This is a genomic window from Janthinobacterium longum (assembly GCF_051380735.1).
Lineage (GTDB): Bacteria > Pseudomonadota > Gammaproteobacteria > Burkholderiales > Burkholderiaceae_D > Janthinobacterium.
This window is the reverse complement of sequence record NZ_JBNYXQ010000004.1, coordinates 329,851-347,506: the sequence shown is the minus strand read 5'-3', so window position 1 is coordinate 347,506 and position 17,656 is coordinate 329,851. Positions and strand designations below refer to the sequence as shown.

The 17,656-nt window shown below is 62.3% G+C and carries 16 protein-coding genes and 2 tRNA genes; 11 read left to right on the top strand and 7 right to left on the bottom strand.

Annotated features, from left to right (window positions below; translation table 11 throughout):
- Nucleotides 1–26: 26 nt before the first annotated feature.
- On the bottom strand, nt 27–944 hold the full coding sequence (xerD, locus tag ACQ4WM_RS14365; protein WP_436547345.1) for a site-specific tyrosine recombinase XerD: 918 nt from the start codon (nt 942–944) through the stop codon (nt 27–29).
- Between the two features lie 513 nt (nt 945–1,457).
- Entirely contained in the window at nt 1,458–2,450 is a 993-nt protein-coding gene (locus tag ACQ4WM_RS14360; protein ID WP_436547368.1) for a TRAP transporter substrate-binding protein, read from the bottom strand.
- A gap of 133 nt (nt 2,451–2,583) precedes the next feature.
- Here ACQ4WM_RS14360 and ACQ4WM_RS14355 point away from each other — a divergent pair, with 133 nt between their 5' ends.
- Together ACQ4WM_RS14355 and ACQ4WM_RS14350 are read left to right on the top strand one after the other, a co-directional pair.
- On the top strand, nt 2,584–4,611 hold the full coding sequence (locus ACQ4WM_RS14355) for a PAS domain S-box protein (RefSeq protein WP_436547344.1): 2,028 nt from the start codon (nt 2,584–2,586) through the stop codon (nt 4,609–4,611).
- Between the two features lie 19 nt (nt 4,612–4,630).
- The gene (locus ACQ4WM_RS14350) at nt 4,631–5,215 is read left to right on the top strand and encodes a response regulator transcription factor (protein ID WP_436547343.1); all 585 of its coding nucleotides are present in this window, start codon (nt 4,631–4,633) and stop codon (nt 5,213–5,215) included.
- A 268-nt stretch (nt 5,216–5,483) separates the two neighbouring features.
- Here the strand turns inward: ACQ4WM_RS14350 and ACQ4WM_RS14345 are convergent, their stop codons facing one another.
- The 3 genes from ACQ4WM_RS14345 to queG all read right to left on the bottom strand — a co-directional run bounded on the left by ACQ4WM_RS14345 (nt 5,484) and on the right by queG (nt 8,156).
- On the bottom strand, nt 5,484–6,311 hold the full coding sequence (locus ACQ4WM_RS14345; RefSeq protein ID WP_436547342.1) for a siderophore-interacting protein: 828 nt from the start codon (nt 6,309–6,311) through the stop codon (nt 5,484–5,486).
- Between the two features lie 22 nt (nt 6,312–6,333).
- Nucleotides 6,334–6,966, bottom strand: a complete 633-nt coding sequence (locus tag ACQ4WM_RS14340; RefSeq protein WP_436547341.1) for a PadR family transcriptional regulator — start codon at nt 6,964–6,966, stop codon at nt 6,334–6,336.
- An 89-nt stretch (nt 6,967–7,055) separates the two neighbouring features.
- A complete protein-coding gene (queG, locus tag ACQ4WM_RS14335; RefSeq protein WP_436547340.1) occupies nt 7,056–8,156 on the bottom strand; it encodes a tRNA epoxyqueuosine(34) reductase QueG in 1,101 nt (366 codons plus the stop codon).
- 95 nt (nt 8,157–8,251) lie between these two features.
- Between queG and tsaE the strand changes: the two genes are divergently transcribed.
- Genes tsaE through ACQ4WM_RS14320 form a run of 3 tightly spaced genes read left to right on the top strand, consistent with a single transcriptional unit; the run spans nt 8,252 to nt 10,972 of the window.
- Complete coding sequence (gene tsaE, locus ACQ4WM_RS14330) at nt 8,252–8,740, top strand: tRNA (adenosine(37)-N6)-threonylcarbamoyltransferase complex ATPase subunit type 1 TsaE (protein WP_436547339.1); 489 nt, start codon at nt 8,252–8,254, stop codon at nt 8,738–8,740.
- Nucleotides 8,704–10,113 (top strand): N-acetylmuramoyl-L-alanine amidase, encoded by a 1,410-nt coding sequence (locus ACQ4WM_RS14325; RefSeq protein ID WP_436547338.1) that lies wholly within the window; start codon nt 8,704–8,706, stop codon nt 10,111–10,113. Before tsaE ends, ACQ4WM_RS14325 begins: the two co-directional genes overlap by 37 nt.
- Before the next feature lie 13 nt (nt 10,114–10,126).
- Nucleotides 10,127–10,972 carry a D-hexose-6-phosphate mutarotase gene (locus tag ACQ4WM_RS14320; RefSeq protein ID WP_436547337.1) on the top strand — a complete coding sequence of 282 codons (846 nt, stop codon included), beginning with the start codon at nt 10,127–10,129 and terminating at the stop codon, nt 10,970–10,972.
- Here ACQ4WM_RS14320 and ACQ4WM_RS14315 read toward each other — a convergent pair.
- Both ACQ4WM_RS14315 and ACQ4WM_RS14310 read right to left on the bottom strand, forming a co-directional pair.
- Entirely contained in the window at nt 10,956–11,990 is a 1,035-nt protein-coding gene (locus ACQ4WM_RS14315) for a carbonic anhydrase (RefSeq protein ID WP_436547336.1), read from the bottom strand. The genes ACQ4WM_RS14320 and ACQ4WM_RS14315 overlap by 17 nt on opposite strands.
- A 137-nt stretch (nt 11,991–12,127) precedes the next feature.
- Nucleotides 12,128–12,778 (bottom strand): VTT domain-containing protein, encoded by a 651-nt coding sequence (locus ACQ4WM_RS14310; RefSeq protein ID WP_436547335.1) that lies wholly within the window; start codon nt 12,776–12,778, stop codon nt 12,128–12,130.
- A 271-nt stretch (nt 12,779–13,049) separates the two neighbouring features.
- Here ACQ4WM_RS14310 and ACQ4WM_RS14305 point away from each other — a divergent pair, with 271 nt between their 5' ends.
- From ACQ4WM_RS14305 to ACQ4WM_RS14280, 6 genes are all read left to right on the top strand, one after another.
- Nucleotides 13,050–13,982: a peptidylprolyl isomerase gene (locus ACQ4WM_RS14305; RefSeq protein ID WP_436547334.1), complete on the top strand. Its 933-nt coding sequence runs from the start codon at nt 13,050–13,052 to the stop codon at nt 13,980–13,982.
- A 96-nt stretch (nt 13,983–14,078) separates the two neighbouring features.
- The gene (gene mutL, locus ACQ4WM_RS14300) at nt 14,079–15,974 is read left to right on the top strand and encodes a DNA mismatch repair endonuclease MutL (RefSeq protein WP_436547333.1); all 1,896 of its coding nucleotides are present in this window, start codon (nt 14,079–14,081) and stop codon (nt 15,972–15,974) included.
- Nucleotides 15,975–15,992: 18 nt separating this feature from the next.
- Nucleotides 15,993–16,940, top strand: coding sequence for a tRNA (adenosine(37)-N6)-dimethylallyltransferase MiaA (miaA, locus tag ACQ4WM_RS14295; RefSeq protein WP_436547332.1), 948 nt, complete (start codon nt 15,993–15,995; stop codon nt 16,938–16,940).
- 80 nt (nt 16,941–17,020) lie between these two features.
- Nucleotides 17,021–17,097, top strand: a tRNA-Met gene (locus tag ACQ4WM_RS14290).
- Nucleotides 17,098–17,157: 60 nt separating this feature from the next.
- Nucleotides 17,158–17,234: transfer RNA gene (locus ACQ4WM_RS14285), tRNA-Met, on the top strand.
- A 144-nt stretch (nt 17,235–17,378) separates the two neighbouring features.
- Entirely contained in the window at nt 17,379–17,555 is a 177-nt protein-coding gene (locus ACQ4WM_RS14280; RefSeq protein ID WP_436547331.1) for a hypothetical protein, read from the top strand.
- Nucleotides 17,556–17,656: the final 101 nt, after the last annotated feature.

The window sequence follows — 17,656 nt, the reverse complement described above, 5'->3', positions numbered from 1 at the left end:
CCCACTTGGGGCAAATGCAAAAATGTTCAGCCTCGCGGATGATGCGCCGCATGCAGCAGTTTCAGGCGTTCGCGCGCCACATGGGTGTAGATCTGCGTGGTGGAGATATCGGAGTGCCCCAATAACAATTGCACGACGCGCAAGTCGGCGCCATGGTTCAGCAAATGCGTGGCAAACGCGTGGCGCAAAGTGTGGGGCGACAGGGGCGAGGTGATGCCCGCGTTCATGGCGTGTTTCTTGATGATCACCCAGAACATCTGCCGCGTCATGGCGCCGCCACGGCGCGTGACGAACAGCGCGTCATCCATCTGGCCATCGAGGATGACGGCGCGCGCTTCTTTCAGGTAGTGTTCAATCCAGCGCCGCGCCTGTTCGCCGAACGGCACCAGCCGCGTCTTGTCGCCTTTGCCCGTGATGCGCAGCACGCCATCGTTCAGGCTCAGTTCCACCGCTTTCAGGTCCACCAGTTCCGACACGCGCAGGCCGCTGGCATACATCAGCTCGAGCATGGTGCGCTCGCGCAGGCCCAGCGGCGTGGACACGTCGGGCGCAGCCAGCAGGGCTTCGACCTGCGCTTCGGTCAGGGTATGCACAAAACGGGTTGGCTGTTTGGCCGACACCAGCTTCAGGCAAGGGTCCAGCGTAATGTGTTTGTGGCGCAGCGCCAGCTGGTAAAAGCGCTTGAGCACCGACAGGCGGCGGTTCGACGAGGTGGCCTTGCTGTCCTCGTGGCGGGCGGTGAAATACGCTTCGATGTCGCTGGCGGCCACGTCATACAGGTTGTCGCGGCCCGGCCGGTTTACCTCAAGCCAGCGCGCGAACAGGCGCATGTCGCGCCGGTAGGCATCAAGCGAGTTTTTCGACAAACCGTCTTCGAGCCACAGGCTGTCGCAAAATTCGTCGATCAGGGTAGCGTTGTCGGGCGCAAGCAGGCTGTTCATCATGGGCGCGGTCGCGATTAAATTATTAAATGTGGCAAATATACAACTCGACTGCACCAGAAAGTGGCGCACACACGATTATGCATGCACCAGAGCCTGCCCAGCGATCGTTTGCGGCGGACGAAAAAAAAGCGCACCAACCGGTGCGCTTCAAATATTGCTTCACGTTCCCGGTCATTTGGGTCCGCCGGTGCCGGCTTGTGGCCGCAGACAGCTATGACTCAACAACTTCTGTGAAACGTGTGTCTCCTCAATATATCCCCGGTATCAATACCGTTTTTATAGCCACTCCCCCACCAACTTTATAAACAATTCTGTGTCGCCAAGTTGTTACCGGAGCGCATAAGCTTATACGTGTTTCCCCGTAACGTTGCTCATCATAACGCATTTATTTGGGCATATCGATTTTTTTTGCACCATGAAAGGGAAGCATCATGCACTGTAAAATGGCACTGGCGCGAAAACCGAAAACTGTGGTATGTCATCAAACTGTCATCTTTGCGTGACCCTACAACCTTATTTGGCGCTCTCGCGGTTGATCGCCGAAATCCACTCCTTGCCGATGCGCTGCTCCATGCTTTTCTGCACCGGCGCCAGCGCGCGGCGCCACTCGGCCTGCTCCTGCACGCTGAGGGTATAGATCTGCGTCTTGCCGCTCTTGCGTATCAATTCCAGCGCCTTGTCGTTGTCGCTTTGCGCGATCGCCTTTTCAAAGGTAGTCGCTTCCTTCATGGCTTTTTCCAGCTGGCTGCGTATATCGGACGGCAAGCCGTCCCAGAATTTCTTGTTGACGATGACAGCGTAGCCCAGATAGCCGTGGTTCGATACCGTCATGTGCTTTTGCACTTCATGCATCTTTTGCGTATACATATTGGAGGGCGGGTTTTCCGTGCCGTCGACCACACCCGTCTGCAGTGCACGATACGCTTCCGAAAACGCCAGCACCTGCGGATTGGCGCCCAGCGCGCGCATCTGCGCATCGAGCACATTGGACGACTGGATGCGCATTTTCAGGCCCTTGAAATCGGCCGGGTGGTGCAGCGGGCGGTTGGCCGACATCGCCTTGAAACCATTGTCCCAGTAAGCCAGGCCGGTGATGCCTTTGGGCTCGAGCTTTTTCAGCAGGCCCTTGCCGATATCGCCTTCGGTGACGTTGTACAGCGCCGTCTTGGTGGGGAAGATATACGGCAGGTCGAAAACTTCGAATTCCTTCACGCCCAGCGGGCCGAACTTGGCCAGCGAGGGCGCCAGCATTTGCACCGCGCCCAGCTGCAGCGCTTCGAGTTCTTCCTTGTCTTTATACAGCTGGCTGTTCGGGTACAGGTCGATACGCACCTTGCCGCGCGTGGCTTTTTCGGCCAGCAGCTTGAAGCGTTCGGCGGCCTGGCCTTTCGGCGTGTCAGGCGCCACCACGTGGCTGAATTTGATGACGATGGTCGCTTGCGCCTGGGCCGGGCCAGTCGCGCCGGTACCGATCGCCAGCCAGAACAGGGCCAGCATGGATTTCATGTGCATTGCAGTCTCCGTGGCGAAAACAGATGCCTTATTATGGATCTGCGCCGATAATGTGCGAAATAATGGAACAAGACCACTGTGGTTAACCACACTGGCATTACCCCGATAACGCGCTACCCTGCGAGCCATGAAAAATCCGCCCACCTTCGCGCGCCGCCTGCAGTTTACCAGCCCCGTGCGTTGGCTGCTGCCGGTACTGCTGCTGCTGCTGTTCCTGTCCGTGCTGTTCTGGCTGCCGTGGCAGGCGCGCCAGATGGAAAGCAACGAGCGCCAGGAGCAACTGATCGCCGACACCTTGTGGGTCGAGCAGACCATCCGCTTCCAGCTGGCGCGCAACGAGGAAAGCCTGTTCAACCTGGGCAGCGATATCGCCAAGGGCGTGCTGCCGGCATCGTCGGTACATGAACGGCTGCAGCAGATGCTGCGCAACGGGCGCGAACTGCAGCGCGTAGTCTGGCTCGACACCGAAGGCAGGGTAGGCGCCTCGAGCGACCATACCCTGAGCCAGGACACCCATTTTTCACCGTTGTCGCTGACGGCCGGCGACAATGCGCGCCGCTTGCACCGGGGCCAGTACGCCCAGCCGGCGCAGCAAAGCGGCTTTCCCGACGCCCCGCCCGGCGCCATGCTGATGGATTACCACCAGCCCTTGTACAACGGCCAGCACTATATCGGCAGCCTGGTGGCGACCTACCAGGTCAGCAGCCTGCTCGATGAAATGGTGCCCTGGTGGTTTGCCCAGGACAACCAGATTTCGCTGATCGACCGCGACGACAAGGTGCTGGCGCGGCGCGCCGCCGCCGGCCCCGGCCACGGCGTGTACACCCATAAACGCGCGCTCGACGTGCCGGGCGCGAACATCACCCTGTTTACCGACAGCGTGAAAAGCCAGCCCAAGCTGCTGCCCAATCTGCTGGTTGGCTCGGTCATCGCACTGTCGCTCGGTTTGCTGTGGAGCTTGCTGGCCCTGTGGCGCCATATCTCGCGCCGCCTGACGGCAGAAGGCGCACTGCGCCAGCAGATGCTGTTTCGCACGGCGATGGAAAATTCGCTGGTCACCGGCATGCGCGCGCGCGACCTGGAAGGAAGGGTGACGTATGTGAATCCGGCGTTCTGCCAGATGGTCGGCTACAGCTCGGAAGAAATCCTCGGCCGATTGCCGCCCATGCCCTACTGGGCACCCGAGGCGATGGATGAATACCAGCAGCGCTTTGTCAAGGTGCTGGCCGGCAGTGTCACGCCGCAGTTCGAAACCCATTTCCAGCGCCCTGACGGCACCCGCGTGCCGGTGCTGATCTTCGAGGCGCCGCTGGTCGACAAGAACGGCAAGCAGACTGGCTGGATGGGTTCCGTGCTCGATATCTCGGACCGCAAGCGGGTCGAGGAACTGAACCGCCAGCAGCAGGAAAAACTGCAAACGAGCGCGCGCCTGGCCACCATGGGCGAGCTGGCGTCGATGCTGGCGCATGAACTTAACCAGCCGCTGGCGGCCATTTCCAGCTATACCACGGGCGCGCTGAACCTGATCAAGCGGGCCAGCGACAACGGCCAGCCGGTGCAGCCGAATACCCTGAAGCCGGCGCTGGAACAGGCCAGCGCGCAAGCGCAGCGGGCCGGCCAGATCATCCGCAGCGTGCACGATTTCGTGCGCAAGAGCGAGCCGCAGCGCCAGGACATCGATATCCGCTCCCTGGTTGACGGCATCCGCGCGCTGATTGACCTGCAGGCGCGCAAATTCTATGTCACCATCCAGGAAGAACTGCCGTCCGAACTGCCGCTGCTGCATGCCGATCCGGTGATGATCGAACAAGTCCTGCTGAACCTGACGCGCAACGCCATCGAAGCAATGCAGGACGCAGCGCCCGGACGGCGTATCATGCGCCTGCGCGCCAGTTACGACGCGCCGCAGGAAATGGTGACGGTAGACGTAATCGACCAGGGCCATGGCATACCGCCGGAGGTGGCCGAACGGCTGTTTTCGCCGTTCTTCTCGACCAAGGCCGAAGGCATGGGCATGGGCCTCAATATCTGCCGCACCGCCATCGAATTCCATGGCGGCGCCCTGACTTTTGGCCCGAATCCGGCCGGCGGCACCATTTTTACCTTCAGCGTGCCGGCCGTGCCGCGCGCTGCAGCGAACACCATCAACGCATAAAGACTGACCCGGAGACCCCATGCTGCATATTATCGACGACGAAGAAGTAGTGCGCGATTCCCTGTCCTGGCTGGCCGCCTCGCGCAGCATCGAGGCACGCAGCTACGCCAGCGCGCAGCAGTTCCTCGACAGCCTCGACGGCACGTTTGACGAACAGGGCGACTGCGTGCTGCTCGACGTGCGCATGCCCGACATGAACGGCATCGCCCTGTTCGACCAGCTGGTCAAGCGCGACCTGACGGCGCGCCTGCCGGTGATTTTCCTGACCGGCCACGGCGACGTGCCGATGGCGGTCGACAGCCTGAAGCGCGGCGCCTTCGATTTTTTTGAAAAGCCGTTCAACGACAACGACCTGATGGACCGCGTGCAGCAAGGCCTGGCCAACTCGCGCCAGGCCGGCGAACTGGCCGCCGTGCACGCGCGCCTGGCCACTTTGTCGACACGCGAACGCGAAGTACTGGACCTGATCCTGGCGGGCAAGATGAACAAGGTGGTGGCCGACAAACTGGGCATCAGCATGCGCACCGTCGAAGTCCACCGTGCGCATATATTCGACAAGATGCAGGTCAAAACAGCAGTAGAGCTGGCAGGGTTGCTGAAATAAAAGCCAGGGTAAATACGGTCAAGTTAGCACCCATACTCCACAAGCGCACCAGCAAAGCGGATTAAAGCCCAAGTCACCTGCACAGGCTCCCCGGGCCAAGCGGGTCCGAAAAATGTCGAGGGCAAGGCGCAGCGACGACGACAGTACGCTAGTACGGCTAGAAGCTGCAACGCAGCCATCGGCATTTTCTCGGGCTCGCGACTCCGGCCCGCCATTTTTACGTTTTTACGTTTTTACGCCATTGAACGTGCAGGACTGCTTGAGCTGATTACTCATCATGATGCTCATGATGCTCGGGCGCCCCATGCTTCCAGTAACTGGCCACATGCAAATGCTGCTTCGGCACGCCGGCGCCGATAAAATGCGTGCGCAGCCCCTGCACCTGCGCATGCTCGCACGCCACCCACACATAGCCGTCGCCCTGCTGCGGCAAGGCGATCCCGCGCAATTCTTCCAGCAATAATGCGCCCTGGCGCCCATTGCGCCCGACCCAGTGCACCTCGACCTGCGCCCGAGATTCGAGCGCCACCTGCTCGCCATCGTCCACCGTTTCAATCACGGCAATCGCGCGTGCATTGGCAGGCAGCTGTTCCAGGCGGCGGGCAATCGCCGGCAGCGCCGTCTGGTCGCCCACCAGCACATACCAGTCGAAATCAAGCGGCACCACCATCGAGCCGCGTGGGCCGCCCACGCCCAGGGTCTGGCCCGGCGACGCTTGCGCGGCCCAGGTCGATGCTGGCCCGTCGCCATGCAGCACAAAGTCGATTTCGAGCTCGCCCTTGAGTGGATCGTAACGGCGCGGCGTGTAGTTGCGCGCGACCGGACGCGCGCCTTCGGCGTACTCGATCGGATTGACACCCTTGCCCAGTACCGGCAACACCGCTTGGGTGTCACCGGGCGCGGGGAAAAACAGTTTTACGTGGTCGTCGTGCGAGGGCGACACGAAGCCTTCCAGGTCGCTGCCGGACAGGGTAATGCGGCGCATGTGCGCCGTCAGGTCTTCAGTGCGCACCACCGTCAGCACGCGCATTTTGAGTTCATGGCGCAGGCGTTCGATGGCATGCGTGCGCTGGGGAGTATTTGCTGCATCAGTCATGTTCGGTCCTTTTCTGCAGGGTTCAGTGGCCGTCGACGATGTCGTTGGCGGCTTTTTCCAGGATCGCGGCAACACGTTCCGTCTGCTCCTCGCTCCAGCTGGTTTTGTTCAGCAGCAGCGCATGCTTCAGGGTGTGCATGGCCTGGTGCAGGCGCTCGGGCAAGGCGCGGCGCGCCTGCATGCGGGCCACCATATCGAGGCGGGCGAAAATGCCGTCGACCTGGGCGCGGTTCGTATCGAGATGAGTGCGGCCCAGTTCCGTGATGGTGTACAGCTTCTTGCCGCTGCCGCTATCGGACGCCGTTACCTGGTCCTGCTCTTCCAGCAAGGTCAAGGTCGGGTAGACGGCGCCCGGGCTGGGTGCATAGGCGCCGGCGCAACGCTCTTCGATGGCCTTGATGATTTCATAGCCATGGCGCGGGCTGATCTCGATCAGCGCCAGCACGATCAATGGCAGGTCGCCGCGGCCAAACACGCGCTCGGCGCGTTCGCCGCGCCCGCCCCGGCCACCGGGGCCGCCCGGGCCCATGCCATCGCCACGTTCGCCGCCGTCGAAACCACGTGGGCCGCGGCCGTGCATTTCGATGCGTGTGTGACGATCATGATGATGGTAGTGGCCGCAATGGCCTTGTTCTGTGTGGTGTGAGTTTCTCATGTTTTCTCTTTATTAAAGATATATCGTTAGTGTGTATCGTCATTTTATAACGATATATCGATAAGTCAAGAAAAAGAAATGTAACTGTTTCAGGCAACGCCGTGCAGGGCCAGCGCCCATTCCACATGCTCACGCACCAGTTCCGACGGATGGTCGCGCCGCGACAGCAGCGCGGCGACGATATCGGGCTGGCCTTTGGCCCTGGCGGCCGCATTGCCCATGCCGACGGCCAGGTTGCGCAGCCAGCGTTCGTGGCCAATGCGGCGGATCGCGCTGCCTTCCATGCGTCGGTTGAATTCTTCTTCGGTCCAGGCAAACAGCGGGGCCATGCCGGCGCTGCCCAGATTGAGTCGCTCGTCAAAATCGGGCACCACCGCGCGCTGGGCGAACTTGTTCCACGGGCAGACGGTCTGGCAATCGTCGCAGCCATATACCTTGTTGCCGATCAGCGGGCGCATCTCGACGGGAATCGCACCCTTCAATTCGATGGTCAGGTAGGAAATGCAGCGGCGCGCGTCGAGCTGGTACGGGCCCAGGATGGCCTGGGTCGGGCACACGCTGATGCAGGCCGAGCACTGGCCGCAGTGCGGCGTTTCGGGCGCGTCGACCGGCAGCGGCACGTCGACCAGTATCTCGCCGAGGAAAAAGAAAGAGCCGCCCTGGCGGTTGATCAGCAAGGTGTGCTTGCCGCGCCAGCCCAGCCCGGCCTTGCTCGCCAGTTCAACTTCCATCACGGGTGCCGAATCGCTGAACACGCGGTAGCCGAAGTCGCCGATTTCGCCCTTGATGCGTTCGGCCAGCTGCTGCAGGCGCGAACGCATCACCTTGTGGTAGTCGCGGCCACGCGCATATACCGAGATCACGGCTGCCGACGGATCATCGTCGCGCGCCGCTTCCCGTTCGCGCCAGTCCGGGCCCAGCGCCGACGGCAGGTAATTCATGCGCACGCTGATGGCGCGCACCGTACCCGGCACCAGTTCGGCCGGGCGCGCACGCTTCATGCCGTGGCTGGCCATATATTCCATCTCGCCGTGATACCCTGCGTCCAGCCAGGCCTGCAGTGGCGCCTCCATGTGCGACAGGTCGACATCGGCGATGCGCACCTCGGCAAAACCAAGCTCGCGCCCCCATTGCTTGATGGCGCGCGCTAAGCTGACGAGATCAGCGAGATCGGTGACGGTGGCTGGCATAGGAAACTTTACGAAGTGCGGCAAGAGCGCTGGCGGTTACAATGTCTGATGCGCGCAGGCGCATGCAGCCTCCATTTTATGCGATACCGACGACTATGACCGAACACTTCAAAGCCCATCTCCACGATGAAGCCGGCACGGCCGCTCTGGGCGCCGCACTGGCGCGCGCGCTGGCGCCGGGCCTGGCGATCTATCTGCACGGCGACCTGGGCGCCGGCAAGACGGCCCTCACGCGCGCCCTGCTGCACGCGGCCGGCCATGCGGGTCACGTAAAAAGCCCCACCTATACCCTGTCCGAGCCGTACAGCGTGCAGCTCGATGGCCAGGGCGTGCAGGTGATCCATTTCGACCTGTACCGCATGGGCAGCGCCGAAGAATTCCTCGACGCCGGCTTCCGCGAAGACTTCAATGGCCATAATATCTGCATCATCGAGTGGCCGGAAAAAGCGTATCCGGTACTGCCGCCAGCCGACCTCGATATTTACCTGAACGTTGCGGGCACAGGCCGTGATGTAGAATTGCAAGCGTCTTCTGAATTGGGTCTGTCATGCCTTCATCGTCTCAAATTCGCCCCGAACCTTTGATATCGTCGCCGATCACACGGCGCACGGTACTGAAGGCCGGCGGCACCCTGCTGTTGTCCGTGTTCGCGCCGATGTCGGCGATGGCGGCGCAAATTCTCGCCGTGCGCGTCTGGCCGGCCGACGACTACACCCGCGTCACCCTGGAAAACGACAGCATCCTGAAGGCCACCCATTTCATCGTCAAGGATCCGGAACGCCTGGTGGTCGATATCGAAGGACTGGAACTCAATCCCACGCTCAAGGGCCTGGTGGCCAAGATCCAGTCGAACGACCCGTATATCAAGCAGGTGCGCGTGGGCCAGAACCGGCCCAACGTGGTGCGCCTGGTATTCGACCTGAAGGAAGAAGTACGGCCGCAGCTGTTCACCTTGCCACCGGCCGGCGCCTATAACCATCGCCTGATTTTTGACCTGTACCCGGTGCATGAACAGGACCTGATCGCGCAGATGATCGAAAAGGGCGACTGGTCCAGCGATCCGGCCAAGCCTTTGATGAACGACACGCACACGGCGCCGCCGGCGCTGCCGCTGCCTGAAAGCGGCAAGCCGCCGCTGGTGGTGGTGATACCGGGCGTGCCGGCGACGCCCGCCCTGCCAGCGATCCGCCCAGACCTGCGCCCGGAGCAGCGTCCGGAAGCGCGGCCCCAGCCGGGCCAGAAAGTGGTGCGCATGATTACGGTGGCGCTCGACCCGGGTCACGGCGGCGAAGATCCGGGCGCCAGCGGGCGCCGTGGCAGCCGCGAAAAAGACGTGGTGCTGGCAATTGCCAAGCGCCTGAAAGGCAAGCTGGAACTGCTGCCGAACATGCGCGTGATGCTCACGCGCGACGCCGACTTCTTCGTGCCGCTCGGCATGCGGGTGGAAAAAGCGCGCAAGGTGCAGGCCGACCTGTTTGTCTCGATCCACGCAGACGCCTTTGTGCAGCCGACCGCGCGCGGCTCGTCGGTATTCGTGCTGTCCGAAAAAGGCGCCTCGTCGAGTGCCGCGCGCTGGCTGGCCGACAAGGAAAACCAGGCCGACCTGATCGGCGGCGTCAATGTGGGCAACCATGACAAGGAACTGGCCAGCGTGCTGCTCGACCTGTCGACCACCGCCCAGATCAATGACAGCATGAAGCTGGGCGCGGCCGTGCTGCGTGAAATCGGCGGCATCAACCGCCTGCACAAGGGTTCTGTCGAACAGGCCGGCTTCGCCGTGCTGAAAGCGCCCGACATTCCGTCCATCCTGATCGAGACCGCCTTCATCTCCAACCCGGAAGAAGAAGCCAAGCTGACCGACAACGGCTACCAGGACCAGATGGCAGACGCCATCGTCACTGGCATCAAGAATTATTTTGCGAAAAATCCGCCACTGGCGAAAAGCCGCATGACCTGACAGGAACCCAAGCATGAGCAAGCACACATTTGGCCAGCTGCCGGCCGTAACCATACGCGCCGCCGATGGCGCACAGGCGACGGTAACGCTGTATGGCGGCCACCTGGTGTCATGGCGCGGCAGCGATGGCCGCGAACGCCTGTTCTGCAGCCGTGATTCGGCACTCGACGGCAGCCGTGCCATCCGCGGCGGCGTGCCGGTGATCTTCCCGCAGTTCGGTGCGCGCGGCAGCGGCATGCGCCATGGCTTTGCCCGCGTGGCGACCTGGCAGGAAGCAGGCAGTGGAACTGACAACGGCGCCGCCTGGGCCGAGTTCAGCCTGGACCAGCACGACCTGCAGCCGGCGATTGCCGCCGCCTGGCCGTTCGCGTTTGCCCTGCGCCTGCGCGTGACGGTGCAGGCATCCTCGCTGGAGATCGGCCTCGCCGTGCATAACACGGGCAGCCAGCCATTCCCGTTCTCGGCCGCCCTGCACAGCTATTTCGCCATCGACCAGCTGGACCAGGCCCGCATTACCGGCCTGCAGCGCGTGCGCTATTCGGAAGAGACGCCGCCGGACGCGCTGCAGGTGGAAGAGGTGCTGCAGTTTGCCGACAAGCTCGACCGCATCTATCACCTGCTGCCCGGCCCCTTGCAACTCGAATCGGGCGGCGCTACCTTGCGCCTGGCGCAGCAGGGTTTTACCGATGCCGTGATATGGAATCCGGGCGCGCAGGATGCGGCTGCCCTGCCCGACCTGGCCGATGACGAATACCCGCGTTTTGTCTGCATCGAAGCGGCCCTGATCCAGCCGGACCTGCTGGCCGCCGGCGCCCAGTGGCACGGCAGCCAGCAATTGAAGTTCAGTTCGATTCTTTGATGATGCGGCCGTTGGTAGCCTGAATCGGCCGCGCATTCAAGGGATACAGGCGACTGAACAGCGCCATCTGCGCAGCCGATGCCTGCACCGGCTGCTTCATCACCAGCCACAGCACGTTCTCGCTGCATGGCGGCTGCTCCATCGATCCCATGTAGGTGTAGTAATCGCGCCGCATCGGCAGCATTTCCATCGGGTCGAGCAATATCGACGGACTCATGGTGTCGAATTTTTCCAGCGGCAGGTTGTTCCACACGGTCTGGATGGTCGCCTGCGGCGTGCCGCGCTCGAGCATCAGCGCCAGGATGGCCTGGCGGCCTTCGGCGTCGCGGTGCACCAGGTGCACCACCATCTCATACGTCTTGCCATTGATGCGGTCACCCGACGGCCGGTGAAAATGGAACTGCTGCAGCTCGAACATGCGGTTCTGCACCGTGATGTAATTGCCGCTGCCAACGCCCACCTGTACCGTGTGGCCGTTGTCGACCACGTTGAAGGACGAGGGATGGTAGTCAAAGCTGATCTGTTCCAGTTCGACCTTCATGCCGTCGCGGATATCGATCGGCGACTGGCGGTTGCCGGTACCGCACTTGCCCCAGTCCACATTGATCTTGCTCCAGTTCGCTGGCCCGCTGTCGCCTTCGTACGACCAGTGCGTGCCGCGCGCCACAGGCGGTGGTGTTGGCACGGCTTTCGCCACCGTGGTGCGCCTGGCGCGGGCAGCAGCGCGGGCGGCCTGGGTGGCGCGCATTTCCGCCAGGCGCGCCGCGATGCGTTCGGACAGGTCGACTTCGGCCGCCTCTTCCTTGTCGCGCGCGGTGGGCGCAACGGTGACGGGCGGCTTGCCCTTGACAGATTCGGTCAGGGTTTTCATGGCGGCCGCGCGCTCCGATGCGGACGCTGGCGCCGAAGACGCGGCAGCCTTGGCGGCCGGAACCGGCGGCGTGGGGGCATCTTTGGCGCTTGCCATCGCTGCCATCACGGCCAGGCTGCAAGCTAACAGGGCGCTCGTATGTCGCATGGAAATCCAGAAAGTGAGAATACTCTCTGTTTACGGCAGGAAAGAACTAAAACTTGAATCGGCTTGGGGAGAGAGGCGAACTGCGGCAGGGGAAAACAGGATCCGGCACGCGATTGCGCCGGATCCAAGGTAGTGCATCAGGCCGAGCGGGCCGTCATTTTCTTGTACAGTTTCCAGATGCCGCCCAGCGCCACCGGCACCACGGCAGCGCCTACGCCGATCAGCACGATCAGCGTCAGGTGGTCACGTATCCATGGGATATTGCCGAAAAAGTAGCCAGCCGTCACCAGGCCAACCACCCACAGTACGGCGCCCGTGACGTTGTACATCTGGAAGCGCGTATGCGTCATGTCGGAAATGCCGGCCACGAACGGCGCGAAAGTGCGCACCACCGGCACGAAACGCGCCAGGATAATCGTCTTGCCGCCATGCTTTTCAAAAAACTCATGCGTGCGGCGCATGGCATCTTTGTTGATCCAGCGGTAATCGTGGGTAAACACCCTTTGCCCGATCGCCTCGCCTATCCAGTAATTGAGAGTATTGCCGGTAATGGCCGCCGTCACCAGCAGGGCGATCAGCAAGCCCAGGTGCATCTGGCCGGTCGCGCAAAAAGCGCCGGCGATAAACAGCAGCGTATCTCCGGGAAAGAAAAACAGCACCACCAGGCCTGTTTCACAAAAAATAATGGCAAACAGGACCGCATACACCAGCGTGCCGTACTGTTCAATCAAGATACCGAGTGTCTTGTCGACATGAACAATCATGTCGAGGAATTGCACAAAATCCATATTTTTTTCCCTAAAGGTAGCGCCGGAATCATACACCACCGGGCCTGTGCGACGGCAGTCCCGGGGCCGATATTTCATGATTAATTTTTCAGCGCCCCGGCCAGCGTGGCATGCGGTGTGACAATTTAAGGCCAGGTTAAGGAAAACCGGGGGCGCCTGCCTTGCGGCACGAAATGGCGGCGCGCTGTTGCGCCGTACTTTCCCTTCCGAAATCTTGCCTATTCGTTATACACTTTCCGCCGGGCGCAAGCCGCGCCGACCAGGAGAAACCATGCGACTGAACCACCTCAAGACACTGGCCATCGCCGCCGCCATCAGCGCGGCACTGCCACCCTTGCATGCCGCCACCATCCGTGCGCCAAGCGAACTGCCCGCCAAACAAACGGTGGCCGACGTCATCAAGGCTTCCACGCCGGCCGACTGGCGCCCGCTGGACCCAGCCAATACCTTGTACATGGATATCGCCGCCGGGCGCATCGTGATCGAACTGGCGCCCGAGTTCGCGCCGAAACACGTGGCCAATATCAAGGCGCTGGTGGCCGAGCAGTATTACGACGGCCTTGCGATCACGCGCGCGCAGGACAACTGGGTGGCGCAATGGGGCGACCCCGATGAAAAAAATCCCAAGCCCATCTTGCATGCGCAGCGCACCCTGCCAGGTGAATTCACGGTGCCCATGAAGTCCATCACCAGCTTCACGCGCCTGAAGGATGCAGACGGCTATGCACCGCAGGTGGGCCACTCGAACGGCTTTCCGTCCGCGCGCGATCCGAAAAGCGGCACTGCCTGGCTGACGCACTGCTACGCCACCGTCGGCGTGGGCCGCGACGTGGGCAGCGACAGCGGCGGCGGCACCGAACTGTATGCCGTGATCGGCCAGTCGCCACGCCACCTGGACCGCGACATCACCGTGGTCGGACGCGTCGTCTCGGGCATGCCGCTGCTGTCAACGCTGCCGCGCGGCGCGGCGCCGATGGGTTTTTATGACAGCCCGGATAAAAACGTGCCGATCAAATCCGTGCGCCTGGCCGCCAGCCTGCCACCGGAACAGCGTGTGCAGATGGAGGTCATGCGCACCGACAGCGCCGCCTACCAGGCCGTGCTGGAAGCCCAGCGCAACCGGGGCGGACCGTGGAGCAAGGTGCAGGCCGGGCATCTGGACTTGTGCAATGCGCCGATACCGGTGAGGGAAGTGGGCAAATAAACCCGAAGCCAACAGCTTGGGTCAGACCCCCTCGCCCGTTAGCGCAAGCCTCCGAGTTAGCGGCATTGAGGGTCTGACCCCGGTATAATCTACGGCATGAATGCTCCCATCACGCCCCACCGTCCGATCCAGGCCCTGCCTGACCAGCTGATTTCGCAAATCGCCGCCGGCGAGGTGGTCGAGCGGCCTTCGGCGGTGGTCAAGGAATTGCTGGAAAACGCGCTCGACTCGGGCGCCACGCAGATCACCGTGCGGCTCGAAGAAGGCGGCGTGAAACGCATCGCGATCACCGACAACGGCCGCGGCATCGACAAGGACCAGCTGCCGCTGGCCCTGGCGCGTCACGCCACCTCGAAGATCGCCTCGCTGCACGACTTGGAAAACGTGGGCACATTGGGTTTTCGCGGCGAGGCGCTGGCGTCGATTGCGTCGGTCGCGGCCGTGACCGTTACCTCGCGCACGGCCGACGCTGCCCATGCATGGGAAATTGTCGGCTCGCACAATGGCACGGTAGCGCCGTCGTCGGGCGCACAAGGCACCACGGTCGACGTGCAGGACCTGTATTTCAACACCCCCGCGCGGCGCAAATTCCTCAAATCCGAACAGACCGAGTACGGCCACTGCGCCGAAGTCGTGCGCCGCATTGCGCTGGCGCGGCCCGATGTGTCGTTCTCGCTGTCGCACAACGGCCGCACCATCGATCAATGGAATATCAGCGAACTGGCAAAGCGCAGCGCGCATATTCTCGGCAATGACTTTGCCGAAGCGCGCCTGGCAATCGACGAAACAGCGGGCAGCCTGCGCCTGCACGGCTTTGCCGGCTTGCCGACGGCGTCCAAGGCGCGCGCCGACGGCCAGTTCTTTTATGTCAACGGGCGCTTCGTGCGCGACAAGCTGCTGGTGCACGCGGTACGCATGGCCTACCAGGACGTGCTGCACGGCGACCGTTTTCCCTCGTACGTGCTGGCGCTCGACCTCGATCCCTCGCTGGTCGACGTGAATGTGCATCCGTCGAAGATCGAAGTGCGCTTCCGCGACAGCCGCTCGGTACACCAGTTCGTGTTTCACGCAGTGCAGCGCGCGCTGGCGCAGACCTCGGCCACCGCGTTTGGCAGCGTGCCGGCACCCTTGCCTGCTGCAGCCAGCCTTGGAGGCGATGCGACTGGCGCCGGAGGGCCGGGTCTGTGGCGCCGCGAGCAGACGCAGACCTCGTTTGGCGCGCAGTTCACGAATACCTTTGCACCCGCGCCCGCTGGCGGCACGCGGCCGTTTTTTGCCGAGGCGCCGGGCGTGGCACAAGACACTGCATCGTATGGTGCGCTGTTCGGCGGTGCACCGTCGCCCGTCACGCAGGTGCAGCCCTACGTCGCCTCGGCTGAAGCGATGGCGCGCGAAGAATATCCGCTCGGCTTTGCGCTGGCCCAGCTGCATGGCATTTACATCCTGGCGCAAAATACCAAGGGCCTGGTGCTGGTCGACATGCATGCAGCCCACGAACGCATCCTGTACGAACAGCTGAAAACCGCGCTGCAGGCGCAGGTATCGGGCCAGGACATGCAGGTGCAGGCATTGCTGATACCGGTGACGTTTTATGCCGACGCGATCGAAGTCTCGACCGCGAATGAAAACCAGGACACTTTGACGGCGCTGGGCTTCGATATCGCCGCCCTGTCACCCACCACCCTGGCCGTGCGCAGCGTGCCGACCCTGCTCAAGAACGCCGATGCGCAGACATTGGCGCGCGACGTGCTGCGCGACGTGCGCGAATACGGCGGCTCGCGCGTGCTGATCGAGCGCCAGAACGAACTGCTGGGCACCCTCGCCTGCCACACGGCCGTGCGCGCCAACCGCATCCTGTCGGTGCAGGAAATGAACGCCCTGCTGCGCCAGATGGAAAGCACGGAACGGGCCGATCAGTGCAACCATGGCAGGCCGACCTGGGTGCAGGTGGAAATCAGCGCACTGGACAAATTATTCCTGCGCGGGCAGTAACACCTTACAAGTATCAATATGCAAAACTCCCCTAGTCTCCCCCTGGCCGTCGCCATCATGGGCCCCACGGCCAGCGGCAAGACCGCTTGCGCGCTGGCCATCGCGCAAGCCATTCCCTCCGAGATCATCTCGGTCGATTCGGCGCTGGTCTACCGCGGCATGGATATCGGCACGGCCAAGCCGACCGCCGACGAACTGGCGGCCGTGCCGCACCACTTGATAGATATTATCGACCCGCTCGATGCCTATTCGGTGGCGCAGTTCCGCAACGACACGCTGCGCCTGGTCAGTGAGATCACGGCGCGCGGCAAATTGCCGCTGCTGGTCGGCGGCACCATGCTGTATTTCAAGGGCCTGGTCGATGGCCTCGACGACTTGCCCGGCGCCGACGCGGAACTGCGCGTCCAGCTGGCAGCAGATGCGGCCGCCATCGGCTGGCCCGCCATGCATGCGCGCCTGGCGCAGCTCGACCCACCGACTGCTGCGCGCCTGGCGCCGAACGATGCCCAGCGCATCGGCCGCGCGCTGGAAATCATCGTCCTGTCGGGCCAGCCCATGTCGGCCCTGCTGGCGCTGCGCGAAAAAACCGTGCTGCCATTCCATCTGCAGTCGTTTGCGCTGGAGCCATCGGACCGCGCCGTGCTGCACGCGCGCATCGCCGCCCGCTTCGACGCCATGCTGAAAGACGACGCGCTGCAGGGTGAAGTGGATGGACTGCGACGGCGCGGCGACCTGCACCCTGGCCTGCCCTCCATGCGCTGCGTTGGCTACCGCCAGGCCTGGGACTACCTCGACGGACGCATCGACCGCGCCACACTGCGCGAGACCGGCATTATCGCCACGCGCCAGCTGGCCAAGCGCCAGCTGACCTGGCTGCGTTCGATGCCCGACCGGCTCGTCATCGATTGCCTGAGCAACGATCCGGCCGGACAGATGCTGGCGCAGATACAGGCGCGCCTGGCATAAGCCACCACGAAAAACCCACAGATTTTTTTGCGGCCGGCATTGACAAGGAAAACGGAAGGCCGGATAATGCTCGGCTGTTGGGTGATATAGCTCAGTTGGTTAGAGCACAGCATTCATAATGCTGGGGTCGGTGGTTCAAGTCCACCTATCACCACCAAAGAACATCGATCAGGGTTTGCCCTGGTCAAAACCAGCATCCGGTCTGACCGGTCTGTTTGGTGATATAGCTCAGTTGGTTAGAGCACAGCATTCATAATGCTGGGGTCGGTGGTTCAAGTCCACCTATCACCACCAAGAATTTGCAGTATTGAAAACCCGCTTTTGCCTTGCGCAGCAGCGGGTTTTTTCATGTGCGCATGGCACGCGGTTGATCCAGTCTTCATTTGCCGTCACACTGGCGCCATCGCACCCTCGCGGCGCATTGATACGGACTTGGCCATGACTGGTGACCTGCCGTCCGACTTCGCAGCGGAACGTGAACGCCTGCTCGATCCTGCCCACGACGAGCACAAGGACATCATCGGCTACCTGCAGGATTATCCGGACCCGGCCAGCGTATCCTATCTGAAAAGCGCGATTGCCCTGAAGCGTAAGCGTAAAGCCAGCGCCGCCTAGAACCCTACGCAAAAGTCTTGCGCAAGTTGCCTGTGAAGTTTTAAATTTACCAATGGTGAGTTTTTATTTCATCATTGGTCTTCAATTGTCATTCGGAGCGC